The sequence below is a fragment of the Uliginosibacterium sangjuense genome, assembly GCF_059132465.1.
In genome coordinates, this window is record NZ_CP101132.1 from 4,077,418 (window position 1) to 4,093,856 (window position 16,439).

General features: G+C 64.8%; 20 protein-coding genes. 9 read left to right on the top strand and 11 right to left on the bottom strand.

Translation table 11 applies throughout. The annotated features are described in order from the left end of the window. Positions 1 to 49 precede the first annotated feature (49 nt). The 8 genes from queE to ybgC all read right to left on the bottom strand — a co-directional run bounded on the left by queE (position 50) and on the right by ybgC (position 5,777). Positions 50 to 715, bottom strand: coding sequence for a 7-carboxy-7-deazaguanine synthase QueE (gene queE, locus NMB43_RS18930; protein ID WP_494349725.1), 666 nt, complete (start codon positions 713 to 715; stop codon positions 50 to 52). Continuing rightward, a complete protein-coding gene (gene ybgF / locus NMB43_RS18935; protein ID WP_494349726.1) occupies positions 712 to 1,452 on the bottom strand; it encodes a tol-pal system protein YbgF in 741 nt (246 codons plus the stop codon). Before ybgF ends, queE begins: the two co-directional genes overlap by 4 nt. Positions 1,453 to 1,549: 97 nt before the next feature. Next, on the bottom strand, positions 1,550 to 2,086 hold the full coding sequence (gene pal, locus NMB43_RS18940) for a peptidoglycan-associated lipoprotein Pal (protein WP_494349727.1): 537 nt from the start codon (positions 2,084 to 2,086) through the stop codon (positions 1,550 to 1,552). A 26-nt stretch (positions 2,087 to 2,112) separates the two neighbouring features. After that, complete coding sequence (gene tolB, locus NMB43_RS18945; RefSeq protein WP_494349728.1) at positions 2,113 to 3,390, bottom strand: Tol-Pal system beta propeller repeat protein TolB; 1,278 nt, start codon at positions 3,388 to 3,390, stop codon at positions 2,113 to 2,115. A gap of 66 nt (positions 3,391 to 3,456) precedes the next feature. Next, positions 3,457 to 4,179 (bottom strand): energy transducer TonB, encoded by a 723-nt coding sequence (locus NMB43_RS18950; RefSeq protein WP_494349729.1) that lies wholly within the window; start codon positions 4,177 to 4,179, stop codon positions 3,457 to 3,459. Between the two features lie 70 nt (positions 4,180 to 4,249). Then, entirely contained in the window at positions 4,250 to 4,660 is a 411-nt protein-coding gene (gene tolR / locus NMB43_RS18955) for a protein TolR (protein WP_494349730.1), read from the bottom strand. 3 nt (positions 4,661 to 4,663) lie between these two features. Further along, positions 4,664 to 5,341, bottom strand: coding sequence for a protein TolQ (gene tolQ / locus NMB43_RS18960; RefSeq protein WP_494349731.1), 678 nt, complete (start codon positions 5,339 to 5,341; stop codon positions 4,664 to 4,666). Positions 5,342 to 5,351: 10 nt separating this feature from the next. Next, complete coding sequence (gene ybgC, locus NMB43_RS18965) at positions 5,352 to 5,777, bottom strand: tol-pal system-associated acyl-CoA thioesterase (protein WP_494349732.1); 426 nt, start codon at positions 5,775 to 5,777, stop codon at positions 5,352 to 5,354. A gap of 197 nt (positions 5,778 to 5,974) precedes the next feature. On the opposite strand from ybgC, the gene dksA reads away from it, so the two are divergent. The 9 genes from dksA to NMB43_RS19010 all read left to right on the top strand — a co-directional run bounded on the left by dksA (position 5,975) and on the right by NMB43_RS19010 (position 14,208). After that, a complete protein-coding gene (gene dksA / locus NMB43_RS18970; protein ID WP_494349733.1) occupies positions 5,975 to 6,382 on the top strand; it encodes an RNA polymerase-binding protein DksA in 408 nt (135 codons plus the stop codon). Positions 6,383 to 6,474: 92 nt separating this feature from the next. Then, positions 6,475 to 7,644: an STAS domain-containing protein gene (locus tag NMB43_RS18975; RefSeq protein ID WP_494349734.1), complete on the top strand. Its 1,170-nt coding sequence runs from the start codon at positions 6,475 to 6,477 to the stop codon at positions 7,642 to 7,644. A gap of 230 nt (positions 7,645 to 7,874) precedes the next feature. Then, entirely contained in the window at positions 7,875 to 8,411 is a 537-nt protein-coding gene (hslV, locus tag NMB43_RS18980) for an ATP-dependent protease subunit HslV (RefSeq protein ID WP_494349735.1), read from the top strand. A 29-nt stretch (positions 8,412 to 8,440) separates the two neighbouring features. Continuing rightward, entirely contained in the window at positions 8,441 to 9,772 is a 1,332-nt protein-coding gene (hslU, locus tag NMB43_RS18985; RefSeq protein ID WP_494349736.1) for an ATP-dependent protease ATPase subunit HslU, read from the top strand. Between the two features lie 401 nt (positions 9,773 to 10,173). Further along, positions 10,174 to 11,253, top strand: coding sequence for a hypothetical protein (locus tag NMB43_RS18990; protein ID WP_494349737.1), 1,080 nt, complete (start codon positions 10,174 to 10,176; stop codon positions 11,251 to 11,253). Positions 11,254 to 11,338: 85 nt separating this feature from the next. Then, positions 11,339 to 12,214, top strand: coding sequence for an AEC family transporter (locus NMB43_RS18995; RefSeq protein ID WP_494349738.1), 876 nt, complete (start codon positions 11,339 to 11,341; stop codon positions 12,212 to 12,214). 3 nt (positions 12,215 to 12,217) lie between these two features. Next, positions 12,218 to 13,099 carry an AEC family transporter gene (locus NMB43_RS19000; RefSeq protein ID WP_494349739.1) on the top strand — a complete coding sequence of 294 codons (882 nt, stop codon included), beginning with the start codon at positions 12,218 to 12,220 and terminating at the stop codon, positions 13,097 to 13,099. A gap of 95 nt (positions 13,100 to 13,194) precedes the next feature. Then, entirely contained in the window at positions 13,195 to 13,617 is a 423-nt protein-coding gene (locus NMB43_RS19005; protein WP_494349740.1) for a hypothetical protein, read from the top strand. 138 nt (positions 13,618 to 13,755) lie between these two features. Beyond that, the gene (locus NMB43_RS19010; protein ID WP_494349741.1) at positions 13,756 to 14,208 is read left to right on the top strand and encodes an Hsp20 family protein; all 453 of its coding nucleotides are present in this window, start codon (positions 13,756 to 13,758) and stop codon (positions 14,206 to 14,208) included. A gap of 56 nt (positions 14,209 to 14,264) precedes the next feature. Here NMB43_RS19010 and NMB43_RS19015 read toward each other — a convergent pair whose 3' ends face one another. The 3 genes from NMB43_RS19015 to NMB43_RS19025 form a co-directional block, all read right to left on the bottom strand. Then, positions 14,265 to 15,098 carry a bifunctional transcriptional activator/DNA repair enzyme AdaA gene (locus NMB43_RS19015; RefSeq protein WP_494349742.1) on the bottom strand — a complete coding sequence of 278 codons (834 nt, stop codon included), beginning with the start codon at positions 15,096 to 15,098 and terminating at the stop codon, positions 14,265 to 14,267. After that, positions 15,095 to 15,967, bottom strand: coding sequence for a DMT family transporter (locus tag NMB43_RS19020; protein WP_494349743.1), 873 nt, complete (start codon positions 15,965 to 15,967; stop codon positions 15,095 to 15,097). The genes NMB43_RS19015 and NMB43_RS19020 overlap by 4 nt, the downstream gene beginning before the upstream one ends. Before the next feature lie 131 nt (positions 15,968 to 16,098). Then, a complete protein-coding gene (locus tag NMB43_RS19025) occupies positions 16,099 to 16,422 on the bottom strand; it encodes an FmdB family zinc ribbon protein (RefSeq protein WP_494349744.1) in 324 nt (107 codons plus the stop codon). Positions 16,423 to 16,439: the final 17 nt, after the last annotated feature.

A 16,439-nucleotide genomic window follows, 5' to 3' on the forward strand; every position in this document is an offset into this window, starting at 1 on the left:
GAATTATCGCGCGCCTGCACGGGCGGGCGACGGATGAGGCGTATTCGGCCTACACCCCGGGGCGATTGCCCCAGATGACTTTGTGCAGTTGCACCTGCATGCGCACCGGCAGGCGGTCGCGCAGGATCCATTCGGCCAGCACCTGCGGCGCAAGGCTGCCCTGTACCGGGGAAAACAGCACCGGGCAGCGCTCGGCCAGGCGATGCGCCTGCAATTGTTCGCGTGCCCACTGGTAGTCGGCCTCGTCGGCCAGCACCAGCTTCAGCTCGTCATGCGGTGTCAGGTGCGCGAGGTTGGACCACAGGTTGCGCGCCACCTCGGCCGAGCCGGGCGCCTTCAGGTCCATGATCTTCGACACGCGCGGGTCGACGTCCGATACGTCCAGCGCACCGCTGGTCTCCAGCGACACCGAGTAGCCGGCCTCGCACAGCTCGCGCAAGAACGCGAGGCAGGCCTTCTGTGCCAGCGGCTCGCCACCGGTGACACAGACGTAAGGCGTGCCATGGCCGGCGATCTCGACCAGCAGGGCGTCGAAATCACGCCACTCGCCGCCAGTGAAGGAATAGGTGGTGTCGCACCAGGAGCAGCGCAGGGGGCAACCGGTCAGGCGCACGAACACGGTGGGCAGGCCCACACGGCTAGACTCACCCTGCACGGAAAAGAAGACTTCGGTGATGCGCAGGCGCCGGTCCTGCGCGGCAACAGCGGTACTCACTTCTTGCCGAGTCGCGGCTTGGCGCTCTTGGCGGCTTCGCTGGTGGGATAGGTGGCGACCAGTTGTTCCAGCGTGCTGCGCGCGCCCTTCACTTCCTTCAGGGCCTCCTGCGCATCGGCCAGCCCCAGCATGGCATCCGGCGCCATCGGATCGGTCGGCCAGTCGGTGAACATCTTGGTGAAGAAATCCTTGGCCGTGGCGGGGTCACGCGCCTTCAGGTGTGCCATGCCGGCCCAGAAATGGGCACCGGGCAAAAAACTGCTCTTCGGATGCGCCTTGATGAAGCTGCGGAAGCCGAAAGCCGCATCAATCGGGCGGTTGGCACGCAGCGCGTTGATCGCCGCCTCGTACTCGCGGGCCTCGGCCGCGGCATCCACCGGCGGCGCGGCCTCGACCGCCTTCTGGCCCTCGCCCTCCAGCTTGCGCAGGCGATTGTCGAGGTCGACGTAAAAATCCTTCTGGCGTTTCTGCGTCTGCTCCATGTCGTTGACCAGCACTTCGACCTGGCCACGCAGCTTTGCCAGCTCCACGCGCAACTGCTCGATCTTCTCGTTGGTCAGCACCAGGTTGCGCGGCAGCGACTCAACCTTGGCATCGAACTCCTTGAGGCGCACATCCACATCGTTGCGCAATGCTTCGATGCGGCGACGGGCCTCCTCATCGTCAAACAGTGCGGCATGGGCCGGCGCGACGAGAGAAAGCAACAGGAGAGGAGCGAACAGGCGGGAAGACTTCATGGGGGACTCTCTTCGGGAGAACCCACGCCGGGGCGGACCGGACGGCCCGCCCCTTGCGTCAGGTGCTTACTGACTGGTCAGCGCGACCAGCAGGCGATCAGTATTCGCCCTTGTACAGGATGTCGGCACGACGGTTTTGAGCGTAGGAGTCTTCGTCCTTGCCCGCAGCCTTCGGCTTTTCTTCACCCAGGCTGACGGTCTCGATCTGGTCGGCACCGGCACCCAGCGTGGTCATGACTTGCTTGACCGCGTCGGCACGCTTCTGACCCAGGGCCAGGTTGTACTCACGCGAGCCACGCTCGTCGGTGTTGCCCTGGATCAGGACCTTGGCGCGAGCGTCAGCCTTCTGGGCCTTCAGCAGCTTGGCATGGGCTTCCACCACCGAGATGTCGTCCAGCTTCACTTCGTACTTGTCATAGTCGAAGTACACGCTGCGCTTGGACAGGATGTTCTTGGGGTCCTTCAGACCGGCGAAGGGATCAGCCTTGGGCGCGGGCGCAGGGGCCGGCTTGGCGGCGGCAGCGGCCGGCGCAGCGGCGGCCGGAGCAGCCGGAGCGGCCTCCTGGGTCGGCGTGGTGCTGCAGGCAGACAGCAGAGCGAGAGACAGGGCGGCGAGAGGCAGTGCAAGTTTCATGGTGAGCTCCTGAGCGTTTGAGACTTTTATTTGAGATACGGTCCCCAGGCCGGTTCGCGCACGTCGCTGGCCGGCTGGGAAAGGCGGTACTTCGTCCTGCCGTCGGTGGATACTACCGACAATACGCCCCGGCCGCCTACTTCCGTTGCGTAAAGAATATAGCGCCCGTTCGGCGCGAAATGCGGGGATTCGTCGAGTGCCGTGTCGGTCAGCACCTGGGTCTGCTGGGTGGCAAGATCCATCACGGCGACCTGGAATCCGAGATCGCCGCGCGTCACATAACTGAGCATCTTGCCGTTGGGCGAGATATGCGGGCTCACATTGTAGGACCCGCTGAACGTGACACGTTGCGCCTCGCCGCCCTGCGCCGGGATGCGATAGGTCTGCGGGCTGCTGCCACGGTCCGATGTGAAGTAGATGTACTGGCCGTCAGGCGAGAACACCGGCTCGGTGTTGATGCTGGTAGAGGATTCGGTCAGGCGGCGCAGACCGCTGCCATCCGCATTGATGAGGTAGATCTGCGACAAGCCGTCCTTGGTCAGCACGATGGCAAGCTGGTTGCCGTCGGGTGCCCAGGCCGGCGCCGAATTGGAGCCGCGGTAGTTGGCCAGCACCTGCACCCGGCCAGTCGCCAGATGCAGGATGTACAGCACCGGCTTCTTGAGCTGGAAGCCGACATAGGCGATGCGCGAACCGTCCGGCGACCAGGTCGGCGAGATCAGGGGTTCGTTGGAGCGCACGGTGGTAATGCGGTTCAGCCCATCGGAGTCGGCGATGACCAGGGCGTACTGCGAGCCGGTCTTCTCGACATAGGCGATGCGGGTGAAGAACACCCCCTTCTCGCCGGTCAGGCGCTCATACACTTCATCGGCGATGCGATGCGCGGCGGCGCGGTAGTCGCTAGGCGGGAAGGAGAACACGAAACCCGCCAGGCTGGCCTGTTTGGCCACGTCCCACAGGCGGAAGGCTGCCTCGATACGGCCATTGGGGTTGCGCGTGACGCTGCCGGTGAGCAGGGCGTCGGCACCGCGCGTGCGCCAGTTGGCGAAGTCCACGCTGGCCTTGTCGGAGATCGGCAGCGGCCCGGTCTCGATGCGGCGGAACAGACCGCTGCGTTCGAGATCGGCGCGCACGATGTCAGTCAGCGAACGCTCCAGCACCGACTCGCCTTCGAAGGAGGCGATGGCGACGGGAATGAGATTGCTGCCGGAACCGGCAATCTCGATGGTCAACTGCGCCGGGACGGTCGCGGGCAGAAGTGTGGCCAGGGCGGCACACAGGAGCAGGAAGCGTCGAAAATGCATGGCGGGCAATTATATGTTGGAGATTCCAGCAAAGGGATGATCTGGATCGGTTTTCGGCGGATTGGTTCAATACGCCGGATCGTAGGGGTCGAAGACGAGCCGCAACTGGCGTTGGAAGACGCGCGGATCAGCCGGCAGCGGCAGGCGTGCCGTCTTGCGGATGGCCCGCTCCACCGCTTCGTCCACGGCTTGCACGCCGGAGCTGGTGACCAGCCGGATCGGCTCCAGTATCTCGCCCGAGGGCAGCAACTGGATCGCGAACTCTGGCTTGGGACGCCCGCTCACGCCACCTGGGCGCACGATGTTGGCGCGGATCGCGTTCTGGATCTGCGCCTCCCAGGCGCGCACCGCATTGGGCGATCCGCCACCACCCTGGGTCGCGGCACGCGCCGCATCGGCCTTGGCCAATGCCTCCATGCGCGCATCGGCGGAGGCCTGATTGAGCAACTGGCTCATGCGGTCCGACGGCGGCGCCTTGGCCGCCGGGGCGGAGGCGGCCTGCGGCGGCTTCTCTAGTGGCTTCGGCTCAGGTTTCGGCTCAACCTTGGGCGGCGGTTTCTTCTCGGGCTTGGGCTCCTTGAGCGCGATATCCGGCTTCACCGGGGGCTTTTCCTCCGGCTTGGGCGGCTCGATCCGAGGCTCAGGCCTGGGCTGGGGGCTCGGCTCTTCACGCGGCTGCGGCGCAGCCATCGGCGGCAGGCTGCCAACCAGATCCACCATCACCGGCGCTGGCGCACGTCGCTGCCATTGCACGCCATAGAACAACACGAGCGCCAGCAGCAGGTGCATGGCCAGAGCCAGCCCGGCGGACAGCCATTTACCTGACTCAGGCGGGGGAAGCGCCGGATTCACCACAACCTCACTTCGCCGCCGGCTGGACCAACAGGCCCACGCGGGCGACCTGATTGCGTTGCAGCAGGTCCATGACCTGCATGACGGAGTCGTAACGCACGTTCTTGTCGGCGGCGATCACCACCGCCTGCTCGGGATTACGTTCCTGCGCGGCCTTGATGCGCGCCACCAGATCGTCTTTGCTGACGCTCTGCGGATCGCCCCCTTTGCTGCGGTCACGGAAGGCCAGGCCGTCGCCCGAACGCACGATGACTTCCAGCGGATCAGTCTTGGACTGCGAGGTCTTGGCCACGCTGGGCAGATCCACCGTACCGCTGGGAATCATCGGCGCGGTGACCATGAAGATGACCAGCAACACCAGCATCACGTCGATGTAGGGCACGACGTTGATCTGGTTCATGAGGCGGCGTTGACGCATGGCTTATCTCAACTGGCGCTGCAGGATGTTGGAGAACTCTTCCATGAAGCTCTCGTAGCGGATCGACAGGCGATCAATGTCGTGCGCATAACGGTTGTAGGCCACGACGGCCGGAATGGCGGCAAACAGGCCAATGGCGGTGGCCACCAGGGCCTCGGCGATACCCGGGGCGACGTGCGCGAGAGTGGCCGAGCTGACGTTCGATAGACCGCGGAACGCGTTCATGATTCCCCACACCGTGCCGAACAGACCCACATACGGGCTGACCGAGCCCACCGAGGCGAGAAAGGCCAGATGGGCCTCCAGATCGTCGATCTCACGCTGGTAGGTGGCGCGCATGGCGCGTCGCGCACCGTCAATCATGTCGGAGGCTTCCAGGTTGGGCTGCACGCGCAGCTTGGAGAATTCGCGATAGCCGGCTTCGAAGATGCGCGCCAGCGGCCCGGACGTCTCGCGATTCTGTGCCGCCAGGCGGTGCAGGTTGGCCAGATCGCCGCCGCTCCAGAAAAGGTGCTCGAACTCCGCGGTCTTGCTGCGGGCATCGCGGATGGCGAACCCCTTGCGGAAGATCCAGTACCAGGACATGAGGGAGACGCCCACCAGCAAGGCCATGATGAACTTGACCACAAGGCTCGCGTTGGCGATGAGACTGATGATTGACAGGTCTTCGGTGATGTTCATGCAAAGGCTTTCAGGAAGCGACTTTCAGTTGAGTGCGGAGACATTCGGGCAGGCGCGTCGGGCGGCGGACAGACCAGTCAACGCAGGCGACCGTGACGACGGCCGACAACATGACAATTTCTTCACGCAGGATCTGCTGTTCGAAGATTATGCTGGCACGTCCCGTGCTTTTTATGCGAGACAAGACAGTCAGCTCGTCATCGAGTTCCGCACCGCGCAGGTAATCGGCCTCGACGCGGGTCACCACGAACGCGATGCGCTCGCGCGCCATCAGCTCACGCTGGTCCAGGCCCAGGCTGCGCAGCCATTCGGTGCGGGCGCGCTCGCAGAAGCGCAGGTAGTTGGCGTAATACACGACACCTGCCGCATCGGTATCCTCGTAATACACGCGGACCGGCCAGCGATGCGCTATCGTGTCGGGAAGGCTGTCTGACATGTGTGGATTGTAACGCGGGGCGCCCGGCTTATCGGGGCTTCCCCGTACGGAAGCTCAACCGGGCGCCGGATGGCGCCGATAAGCTTCAAGAAGGCCACAGAGGCTTGCCGACGTATGGGCGCCTGGCACTGTCCAAGCGCCACAGACTGCGGCAGAATGCCGGCCTCTGTCGTAAACGTCACTGATGAGGAATGCCCATGGCGCTGACCGAAGCCAAGCTGCTGGCGATGCCCGAATCGGAGTACATGAACGCGGCGCAGCTCGCTTTCTTCCGCGAACGCCTGCTGTCCATGCGAGATGAATTGCAGCGCAAGGTTGATGAGACCGTCGAGCACATGCGCGAACAGGAAGCGGTGGCCGATCCGGCCGACCGGGCCACAGTGGAAGAGGAGCATGCGCTCGAACTGCGCACGCGCGACCGCGAACGCAAGCTGCTCAAGAAGATCGACCAGGCGCTGCAGCGCATCGCCGATGAGTCCTACGGCTACTGTGAGGAGACCGGCGAACCGATCGGCCTGGCGCGCCTGCTGGCCCGCCCCACGGCGACGCTGTCGGTCGAAGCACAGGCACGCCGCGAACGCATGCAGAAGATGTACGCGGACTGAGCATCCGCCCAGGCTGACCGGAGGATGCCGGTCAGCCAGCGCGACAAGCGCCCGGAGTTTTCATCCCTACCCCCAGCCGACAGGCAAGCTTTATGGTCATGTCCTTTTTCGGGAAGAAGCAAGGCAACGGCGCCAATGCCGGGGATGCCGCGCGCCCGGACAAGGGCGACAAGAGCGACATGACCACCACCCTGGGCTTCACCCAACTGGGAGACGTGGGTCGTGGCCTGGCGGCGGCGGCCGGCAAGATCCAGGTTTCCGAAGCCCAGCACGAAGACAACGCGGCCGTCGAGGAGGCCGCGATCCTGTATGCGAACGCCAGCGACGACGGTGCGCGCGCCATCCTGGAAGCCACCATCGACAGTGCTGACGGCAAGGCCGGCGACTTCCTGTGGCGCATGCTGCTGGATCTGCTGCGCCTGATGGGCGATAAGGCCGCCTTCGACGCCCGCTCCGAAGTGTTTGCCCGCCAGTTCGAGATCTCGCCGCCGATGTGGGACCAGGACGAGGCGGTGGCGACCACCGAAAAACGCGAGGCCGCGCCGGCCGTCAATCTGTCGGGCAACCTCTCCGGCGGCGCCCGTACCCAGTTCGAGCAACTGGTACGCATCGGCGCCAAGACGGGCAAGCTGCGCGTCGACTTCTCGCGCCTGCGCGGCATCGACGAAGAAGGCGTGACCCTGCTGGCCGACACCTTCGCCGGCCTCAAGAAGAGCAAGGTGAAGCTGGCCCTGGTGGGCGGCGCGCATGCCTACGGCCTGCTGGAAGCCCGCCTCAAGGTGGGCGAGAAGGAAAACCGTCCATGCTGGGCCCTGGCCCTGGAGTTGCTGCAGCACATGGGCGACCAGGACCGCTTCGAGCAGGTCGCGGTGGACTTCGCGATCACCTTCGAGGAATCGCCGCCTTCCTGGGAACCTCCCGAACCGGTGAACCTCACCGATACCGCCGGGCTGACCGAGAGCAAGCCCAGCCTGATGCCGCCGACCGATCGCTTCGTCTTCGACGGGGTCGTCGCGGGCAGCCAGCCTGAAGAATTCCGCAAGCTGGCCGCCTATGCCTCGCAGCGCCAGATCGTCGACATCGACGCCCACAAGCTGCGTCGTATGGAGTTCGTCGCGGCCGGTTCGCTGTTCAACCTGGTGGCGCAGTTCCAGGCCCAGGGCAAGCTGGCAGTGATCCATGGCCCGAACGCGCTGGTCGAGGCCCTGCTGAAGGTCATGGGCATCGATCAGATCGCTCAGATCGAGCGCCGCAAAAGTTGACGCGTTGGGCTGCTGCGCGGCCCGATCTCGACAAGTATCCGCGTCAAGCTACTGCTCGACCTGATCTTGCGGTTCCGGTGCTCAGCGTACGTCCGTACGCTTCCACTCCTCGTCACAAGCTCACGCCGCTCGCTACACTTGCCACGGCAATTTCCCCTTCGGCCGAATCTCGGGCCTTGTCTTTTCCTGCTCCGGCCGCATGTTCTGCTGAGTACTTTCGAGGAGTCCTCATGGAGCAATATCACGGCACCACCATCCTGTCGGTGCGGCGCGGCAACAGCGTGGCGCTGGGCGGGGATGGGCAGGTTACGCTGGGCAATATCGTGGTCAAGGCCTCGGCGCGGAAGGTGCGCCGGTTGTATCAGGGCAATATCCTGGCTGGCTTCGCGGGGGGTACGGCAGACGCATTCACACTGTTCGAACGCTTCGAGTCCAAGCTGGAGAAGCACCAGGGCAACCTGCTGCGCAGCGCCGTCGAGCTGGCCAAGGACTGGCGCACCGACCGCATGCTGCGCCGCCTGGAGGCGATGCTGGCCGTGGCGGACCGCGAACACTCGCTGATCATCACCGGCAACGGCGACGTGCTGGAGCCCGAACAGGGCATCGTCGCCATCGGCAGTGGTGGCGCCTATGCCCAGGCCGCCGCGCGTGCGCTGCTGGAGAACACCGAGCTGGCGCCGGCCGACATCGTCAAGAGGGCGCTCGGCATCGCCGGCGACCTGTGCATCTACACCAACCACTCGCACACCATCGAGACGCTGGACTGAGCGCCTCGCCCGCAGTAAGGATCAATCGCATGAACATGACTCCGCCCGAGATCGTCTCGGAACTGGACAAGCACATCGTCGGCCAGGACCGCGCCAAGCGCGCCGTGGCCGTAGCCCTGCGCAACCGCTGGCGACGCGCCCAGGTGGCCGAGCCGCTGCGTCACGAGATCACCCCCAAGAACATCCTGATGATCGGCCCGACCGGTGTCGGCAAGACCGAGATTGCGCGTCGCCTGGCGCGCCTGGCCAACGCGCCCTTCATCAAGATCGAAGCCACCAAGTTCACCGAAGTGGGCTATGTGGGGCGAGATGTGGATACGATCATCCGCGATCTGGTCGACATCGCGATCAAGGAAGGCCGCCAGGTCGCGATGCGCCGCGTACGCGACCGCGCGCAGGACGCTGCCGAGGAACGCGTGCTGGACGTGTTGCTGCCTGCAGCCCGCCCGGTCGGCTTCGAGCCGACGCCCGCGACGACGGACGATAACGGGACGCGCCAGAAATTCCGCAAGAAGCTGCGTGAGGGCGAACTCGATGACAAGGAGATCGAGATCGAAGTGTCTCAATCGCCCTCTTCGATGGAAATTTTCGCGCCGCCCGGCATGGAAGAGCTGTCGAGCCAGTTGCAGGGCATGTTCCAGAACCTGCACCAAGGCCGCCGCCACACCCGCAAGCTGCGCATTGCGGAAGCGCTGAAGCTGCTCGCCGACGAGGAGGCAGGCAGGCTCGTCAATGACGAGGAAGTGAAAGCCCAGGCTGTCGCCGCCGTGGAGCAGAACGGCATCGTATTCCTGGACGAAATAGACAAGATAGCGACAAGATCGGAAGTGGGCGGAGCCGATGTGTCGCGCCAGGGCGTGCAGCGCGACCTGCTGCCGCTGGTCGAGGGCACGACGGTGTCGACCAAGTTCGGCATGATCAAGACCGACCACATCCTGTTCATCGCCAGCGGCGCCTTCCACCTGTCCAAACCCAGCGACCTGATTCCGGAGTTGCAGGGGCGCTTCCCCATCCGCGTGGAACTGGAGTCGCTCTCGGTGCAGGACTTCGAGCGCATCCTGACCAGCACCGATGCCTGCCTCACACGCCAGTACGAAGCCCTGCTGGCAACCGATGGGGTGACCGTGCACTTCCAGCCGGATGGCATCCGCCGTCTCGCGGAAATCGCCTTCCAGGTCAACGAAAAGACCGAGAACATCGGGGCGCGCCGTCTCTACACCGTGATGGAGAAGCTGCTGGAGCAGGTGGCCTTTACCGCCGGACAGCCGGGACTGAGCCAAGTCAGCGTGGATGCCGCCTACGTAGACGAACGCCTGGCCGTGCTGGCGGGCAGCGAGGATCTGGCGCGCTACATTTTGTGAGGTTTGCCGCGACGACCCGATTCCGACCTTGAACTCGGGCCTGCGCCTGCCACAATGAAAACGTGGCAAGCGCCACCCCGGTAACGGGAAAGTGCATCGGCGGCATCGGCCGCCGTGGTGCGGATGACAACGGACATTGTTCGATCTGCACCGATTACTGCCAACCCTTGTTCACGGCCCCTCGCTTAGGCAGTGAGGGCGTGAGTGGACAATCCAGCGGCCTCCATCGACAGATGGGGGCCGCTTGCTTTTGACTTGCCCTTGTCATGCCTGCGACACACTTTTTTGCACTGCAGCATCGCTCATCATCTCGGCTTGACCCTTTGGCGCCAAGTATGTAAAGGTAAACCCCAGATGCCGATATATTGCATCGCAGCATCATGCAGCATGAGGTGGCAGCAATGGGTATTCCGGCTTATCTGGAGTCTCTGCGGGGCGCGCGCAAGACGAGCGGCAAGGGCAAGGCGGCCTTCGCCCTCGGCGGGCTGGCCGGTGGCAACGCCTTCGGTGCCGGCTTCCTGGCGGCGGCCCGCCAACTGGACATCCGCCCCAGTGCGATCAGTTGCACCTCGGGGATGATCGTGTGGGCGGCCCACTATCTGGCCGGCCACGAATTGCGTGAAACCCTGCGCGAGCATCTGGCGCAGATGCCCAAGGCGCCCGACGGTGCCCTGCCCTTCTCCAACCAATGGATGCTGGCCAAGGGCCTGCCCGGCGTGTTCCGTCCGGCGACGTCGGAGTACTGGGAGCGCTGGGCCGGTCTGTCGCCTCTCGCGGCTCCCAAGCAATGGGCCGATCTGCTGCTGCCCGCACAAACCTGGGTCCCGACACGCTCGCCTGACTTCTTCGAGTGGATCGCGCAAACCCTGGCTGCGGCGGACATCCCGGTCTTGCTCAACGCCTTCTGCCCGCCCAGCGGACAGGAAATCCTGTTCATCAACCCGGCGGCCTGCGAACACCTCGCGGTCGACTGGGACACCCAGACCCCCACCCTGCGCTATCTGCCAATCACCGCCGAAGGGGTGGAGGCGGCGCTGCATCTTTACAGCTATGGCTACGAGCGCACCTACTTCGGCCTCAATCTGGTCGATGGCGCCTACCACCGGCAGTTCATCCTCAACGAATTGTGCGACCTCGCGCCGGCCGCCCGGCCCGAGGTGCTGTGGGTGGTGCGGCCGCAGAACTCGCGCTGGATCGGCGACATGCCGACCAACTACTTCGAGCAGCGCGACATGGAGACCGAGATCGGCATGAACAGCTCCTACAGCATGCAGGTCGCGCGCATCACCCTGATCAACCGGCTGCTACGCGAGGGCAAACTGCGCGGCGAGGACTGCAGCCCGATCCAGGTGGAACCCTTCCAGTACGTCGGCTCGCGCGGTTACTTCGACTACTTCATCGAGAGCGAGGAGGTATTCGACATGGCCTATCATCGCGCCCTCGACCAATTTCACGCCCACCTCGCCCGCAGCGAGGGCTGACGAATCCCGGGCTTGTCCGACAAGTTCGCGTCACGCGGACTGCACTGACTAGAATGTCAGTCTCACTCCTCCGGATCATCCCGCCGTGCTGGAACGGATCATCTCTGTGTTGTTCCCGGTCTTCGCCATCACGGCGGTCGGATGGTTTGTCGCGCGCCGTGCGCGGCCGGACATGTCGCATGCCAACCGGCTGACCATGGACGTCTTCATGCCCGCCTTGGTGTTCGGCGCCCTGTCCGGCAAGGAGTACCAGGTTGGCGCGCACCTGCCAGCGGCCTGGGCCATGCTGGCCGTCACCGTGGCGATCGGTCTGCTCGGCTGGGCGCTGGCACGCGCCACGCGCAGTGAAGCGCGTACCCTGGTGCCGCCGATGATGTTCGGCAACTCGGCCAACCTCGGCATCCCGGTGGCATTACTAGCTTTCGGCCAGGAATCGCTGCAGGTCGCCATCGTGCTGTTCATGGTCTCATCGCTAGTGCACTTCTCCTTCGGCGCCTGGTTGCTCGACCACAAACTGCAGGTGGCCCAGATCTGGCGCGTACCGACGGTGCTGGCCTGCCTCGCCGGCATCCTGTTTTCCCTGATGGGCTGGCAACTGTGGCAGCCGCTGCACATCGGCATCCGCATGCTGGGCGACATCGCCATCCCGCTGATGCTGTTCTCGTTGGGCGTGCGCCTGACCGACGTGGACTTCTCGGCCTGGCGCATCGGCCTGATCGGTGGCATCGCCCGCCCGGCATTAGGTATGCTTTTGTCCTGGCTGGCGGTATGGGCGTTCGGTCTCAGCGGGCTTGATGCTGCACTGCTTATCCTCTACGGCGCGATGCCGCCGGCCGTGCTGAACTACATCTTCGCCGAGCGCTATCACCAGGAGCCGCACAAGGTGGCCTCCATCGTGCTGCTCGGCAACCTGCTGTCGGTGCTGTTCCTGCCGCTGGCCCTGGCCCTGACGCTGCACTGAGGCATGCTGATCCGCATTCTGGAAGTCGTTTTCCCGGTCTTCTTCCTGACCGCATTGGGTTGGTGGGTCGCGCGGCGCTCTCGGCCGGATTTCGGCGCCCTGAACCGCCTGACCATGGATGTGTTCACCCCCGCCCTGGTGTTCGGCGCACTGGCCGGCAAAGACTTTCACATCGTGCGCTACTGGCCGCTGGTACTGGGCATGCTGCTCGCCACCATAGCCTGCATGGCAATGGCATGGGCTCTGGCACGTGCGCTGCGCCAGGCACCGCAGACTTGGGTGCCACCGATGAGCTTCGGCAACTCCGGCAACCTGGGCTTGTCGATCAGCGTGCTGGCGTTTGGCGAAGCGGTGCTGCCGGCGGCCATCGTGCTGTTCATGATCTCCAGCGTGCTGCACTTCTCGATCGGCACGCTGATGCTTGACCGTCAGGTGCGACTGGGCGGCCTGTGGCGCGTACCCATCGTGTTCGCGATGCTGGCCGGCCTGCTCGTGTCCATCTTGCAACTGCCAGTATGGCCGCCTGCGGTGACGGCCTTCAGCATGCTGGGGCAAATCGCCATCCCGCTCAACATCCTGGCTCTGGGCGTACGCCTGGCCGACATGGAGTTCGGCGGCTGGCGTGACGGCGTGCTGGGTGGCCTCGCGCGCCCAGTAATCGGCATGCTCAGCGGCTGGGTCGTGGCGCACCTGCTGGGGCTGGATCACACCTGGTCGGCGTTGATGATCCTGTTCGGTGCGATGCCCTCGGCCGTCATGAACTTCATCATGGCCGAACGCTATCGGCAGGAGCCCGGCCGCGTCGCAGCCATCGTGCTGATCGGCAACCTGTTCGCGGTAGTCGTGCTGCCGCTGGCACTGGCCTGGGTGTTGCCTCCACCCTGACCGACGCCCTTCGTCGGTCACTTTGGGTTGCTGTCCTCCAGGTGCGCACGCGCTGCGTTGTTCGCAGCATCGCATCACGAGGAGCAATGCCCAATATGAGACCAGCCCTGTTCGTCCTTTCGCTGTGCCTTGCGGCGCCGGCCATCGCGGCTGACGTCGGCGTATCCATCAGCGTCGGACAACCCGGCTTCTACGGCCGCATCGACATCGGTGACTATCCGCCGCCGCGCGTGGTGTATGCCGAGCCGGTGATCATCCACCGCCCGCCACCGCGCGTTGTCTACGAACCGGTCTATCTGCACGTCCCGCCGCATCATGCGCGCGACTGGCGTCGCCACTGTGGGCACTATGGCTACTGCGGACGTCCCGTCTACTTCGTGCAGGACAACTGGTACCGCGACGTCTACGTGCCGCATCACACACATCGGGCGCCACCACCACACCACGGACATGCGCGTCACGACCACGACGACCATCGTCGCGACTACCCGCGCGAGCGCGGCCATGATCGCGATTGAGCAAAACTAGATAGGGACGAAGGCGCATGATTTCAAGGACTTGAAAGCGTGCAGCAGCGATCCCAGATACGGGGGGCAGGTGCTCGAATGTGAGGCCTGCCCCTTTTCTTATCGCTTGCTTTCATGAGGATACAGACCATGCGTACTTTCGACTTCACTCCGCTCTATCGCTCCGCCATCGGTTTCGATCGCCTGGCCCAACTGGCCGAAGCCGCACTGCGTAACGATCAGCCGAGCTACCCACCGTACAACATCGAACTCGTCGCCGAAGACAAGTACCGCATCAGCATGGCGGTGGCCGGTTTCACTCGCGAGGAACTGGACATCGAGTTCGAGAAGGACACCCTCAAGGTGACCGGGCGCAAGGCGAACGAGACTGAGCCGCGCACCTGGCTGCATCGTGGCATCGCGGCGCGCGACTTCGAACAACGCTTCCAGCTCGCCGACCATGTGAAGGTGGTCGCCGCGTCGCTGGAGAATGGTCTGCTCAACATCGAGCTGGTGCGCGAAGTGCCCGAGGCGCAGAAGCCGCGCAAGATCCTGATCGGTGGTGATGCCAGCCCGCAACTGCTGGAGCGCCAGGCCGCCTGATCGCAGGCGCGGCGTAGCCGGAAGCCCTCGCCAGGGATGGCGGGGGCTTTTTCGTTTCACGGCAAGGCTTGAGCCTGCTCATGGCCGATCAAAGCCAGCTTGCGCTCAGCCTGCCAGCGGTACTCACCGCTCTCGCCACTCTCGCGGATCACCCGATGACAGGGGATCAGCAGCGCGATGCGGTTGGCGGCGACTGCCGAGCCGACGGCGCGGGCAGCCTTGGGTTGGCCGATGGCGCGGGCGAGGTCGGCGTAACACACCACGCTGCCGGCGGGTACGCGCAGCAGCGCCTCCCAGACCTTGAGCTGGAAGTTGGTGCCGCGCAGCAGCAGGCGTAGCGGGCTGCGGCCACTGGCGAGCAGGGCAAGTTGCGGTGCGATCTTTTCTGCGACGCGAGGGTCGTGCTGCAGGTTTGCGGCTGGCCATTCGGCGCGCAGCAGGGCCACGGCCGCCGTATCGTCCATGTCATCCGCATGGAAGGCCAGATGGCAGATGCCGCGTTCGGTGTTGCCTACGATGAAGCGGCCGAAAGCCGAATCGGCGCAGCCGTAATGAATCTTCACCCCGCCACCCTGGGCGCGCACTTCGCCGGGCGACAGCGCCTCGCAATTCACCATCAGGTCGTGTAGCCGGCCACTGCCGGACAGGCCACTGTCCAGCGCCGCGCTCAGCACGTCGGCATTAGCGCGCAGCAGTGCGCGTGCGTGCTGCTTGGTCAGGTATTGCAGGAAACGCTTGGGCGACACGCCGGCCCAGTCGGCGAACACCCGCTGAAGATGGAAGGGGCTGAGCCCCAGATGCGCCGCGAGTTCGTCCAGCTCCGGCTGCTGCTGGCGGTGCGCCTGCAGATAACGGATCGCTGCGGCCACCGTGGCGTACTGGTCGTTCATGACTGGCGTGATCCGATCAGGCCGTTGGCCAGCGCGGTGCCGAACAGCACGATGGCGCCACCGAGCAGCATGCTGAGCGTGATGGGTTCGGCCAGGAACAGGTGACCCCACAACACGCCGAACACCGGGATCAGGAAGGTGACGGTGAGCGTGCGTGCCGGGCCGATCTCGGCCACCAGCTTGAAATAGATCAGGTAGGCCCAGCCGGTGCACAGCACGGCCAGCGCGAGCACGGCCAGCCAGTCGCCCGTGGCCGGCGTGGCGCGCGCGGGGATCAGCAGGGCCAGCGGCAGCACGGTCAGCGCGGCCGTCCACATGCTGCCGTGAGCTTGTGCAAAAGCGCTGATGCCGCTGGCGTACTTCTTCGCATAGCTGGTGGCCAGGGCGTAGCACAGCGGCGCACACAGCGCGGCCAGGGTAGCGACCCAGCCCTGCTCGCCATGCACGCCGGCATTGCCGCCCACGATCAGCAGCACACCTGCGAAACCGAGCGCGAGACCCAGCATGGCCATCGGCTTGAGCGGCGTGCGCAGCCACAGCGCGGCAACGAGTGCGCCGAAGATCGGCGTGGCGGCATTGATGATGGACAGCAGGGACGCATTGAGCGTCTGCGCCGCGTAGGCGTAGAGCAGGAAGGGCAGGCCCGAGTTGAACACGCCCATGAAGAAGTAATGCCGCACATTGCCGCGCAGCGCCAGCCCGCGCTTGAACCACAGTGCCACGCCAAGCAGGAACAGCGCGGCCAGGCCCACGCGCAGCACGATCAGCTTGCCCGGACCGAACACCGGCACGCCGATGCGCATGAACAGGAAGGAGGCGCCCCAAATGGCGGCGAGCAGGATGAGCTGAGAGAGATTGCTACGGGACATGGCGCGGCCGGGGCGGGCACAGATGCAAACGGGATTGCATTGTCTCGCCCTGCCTGAACCGGCGCCACCCGATTCTTGCGATGTCGGTTATCAGCGCATAGCCGCACTTCCCGCAATGCGGTGCTGCAGGCTCAGTGACTGATCATCCACGGGCGCTTGGTAGGGAAGGTCTTGCTGCCATCCGCAGCCTTGACCGTGCTCTTGCTGGGTTTGCCGCAGCCACAGTTGGGGCCGTGCACATGCTGCGAGGCCAGCTTGGGTTCGTGCCGGGCGCGTTCGTTGGTTGCGTGGGCCTGGCGGACACCGCTGTCCATCAGCGCATAGGAGGGCAGGCTGACCAGTCGCGAGGCCTGGGTGCCGCAGTCCGGGCAATGCGCCGGTTCATCACGACGCGCGATGCTGCGCATGACTTCGAAGCTGCCACAGTGGGGGCATTCAAAATCGTAGAGAGGCATGGGAGGCTCCTGGCGGT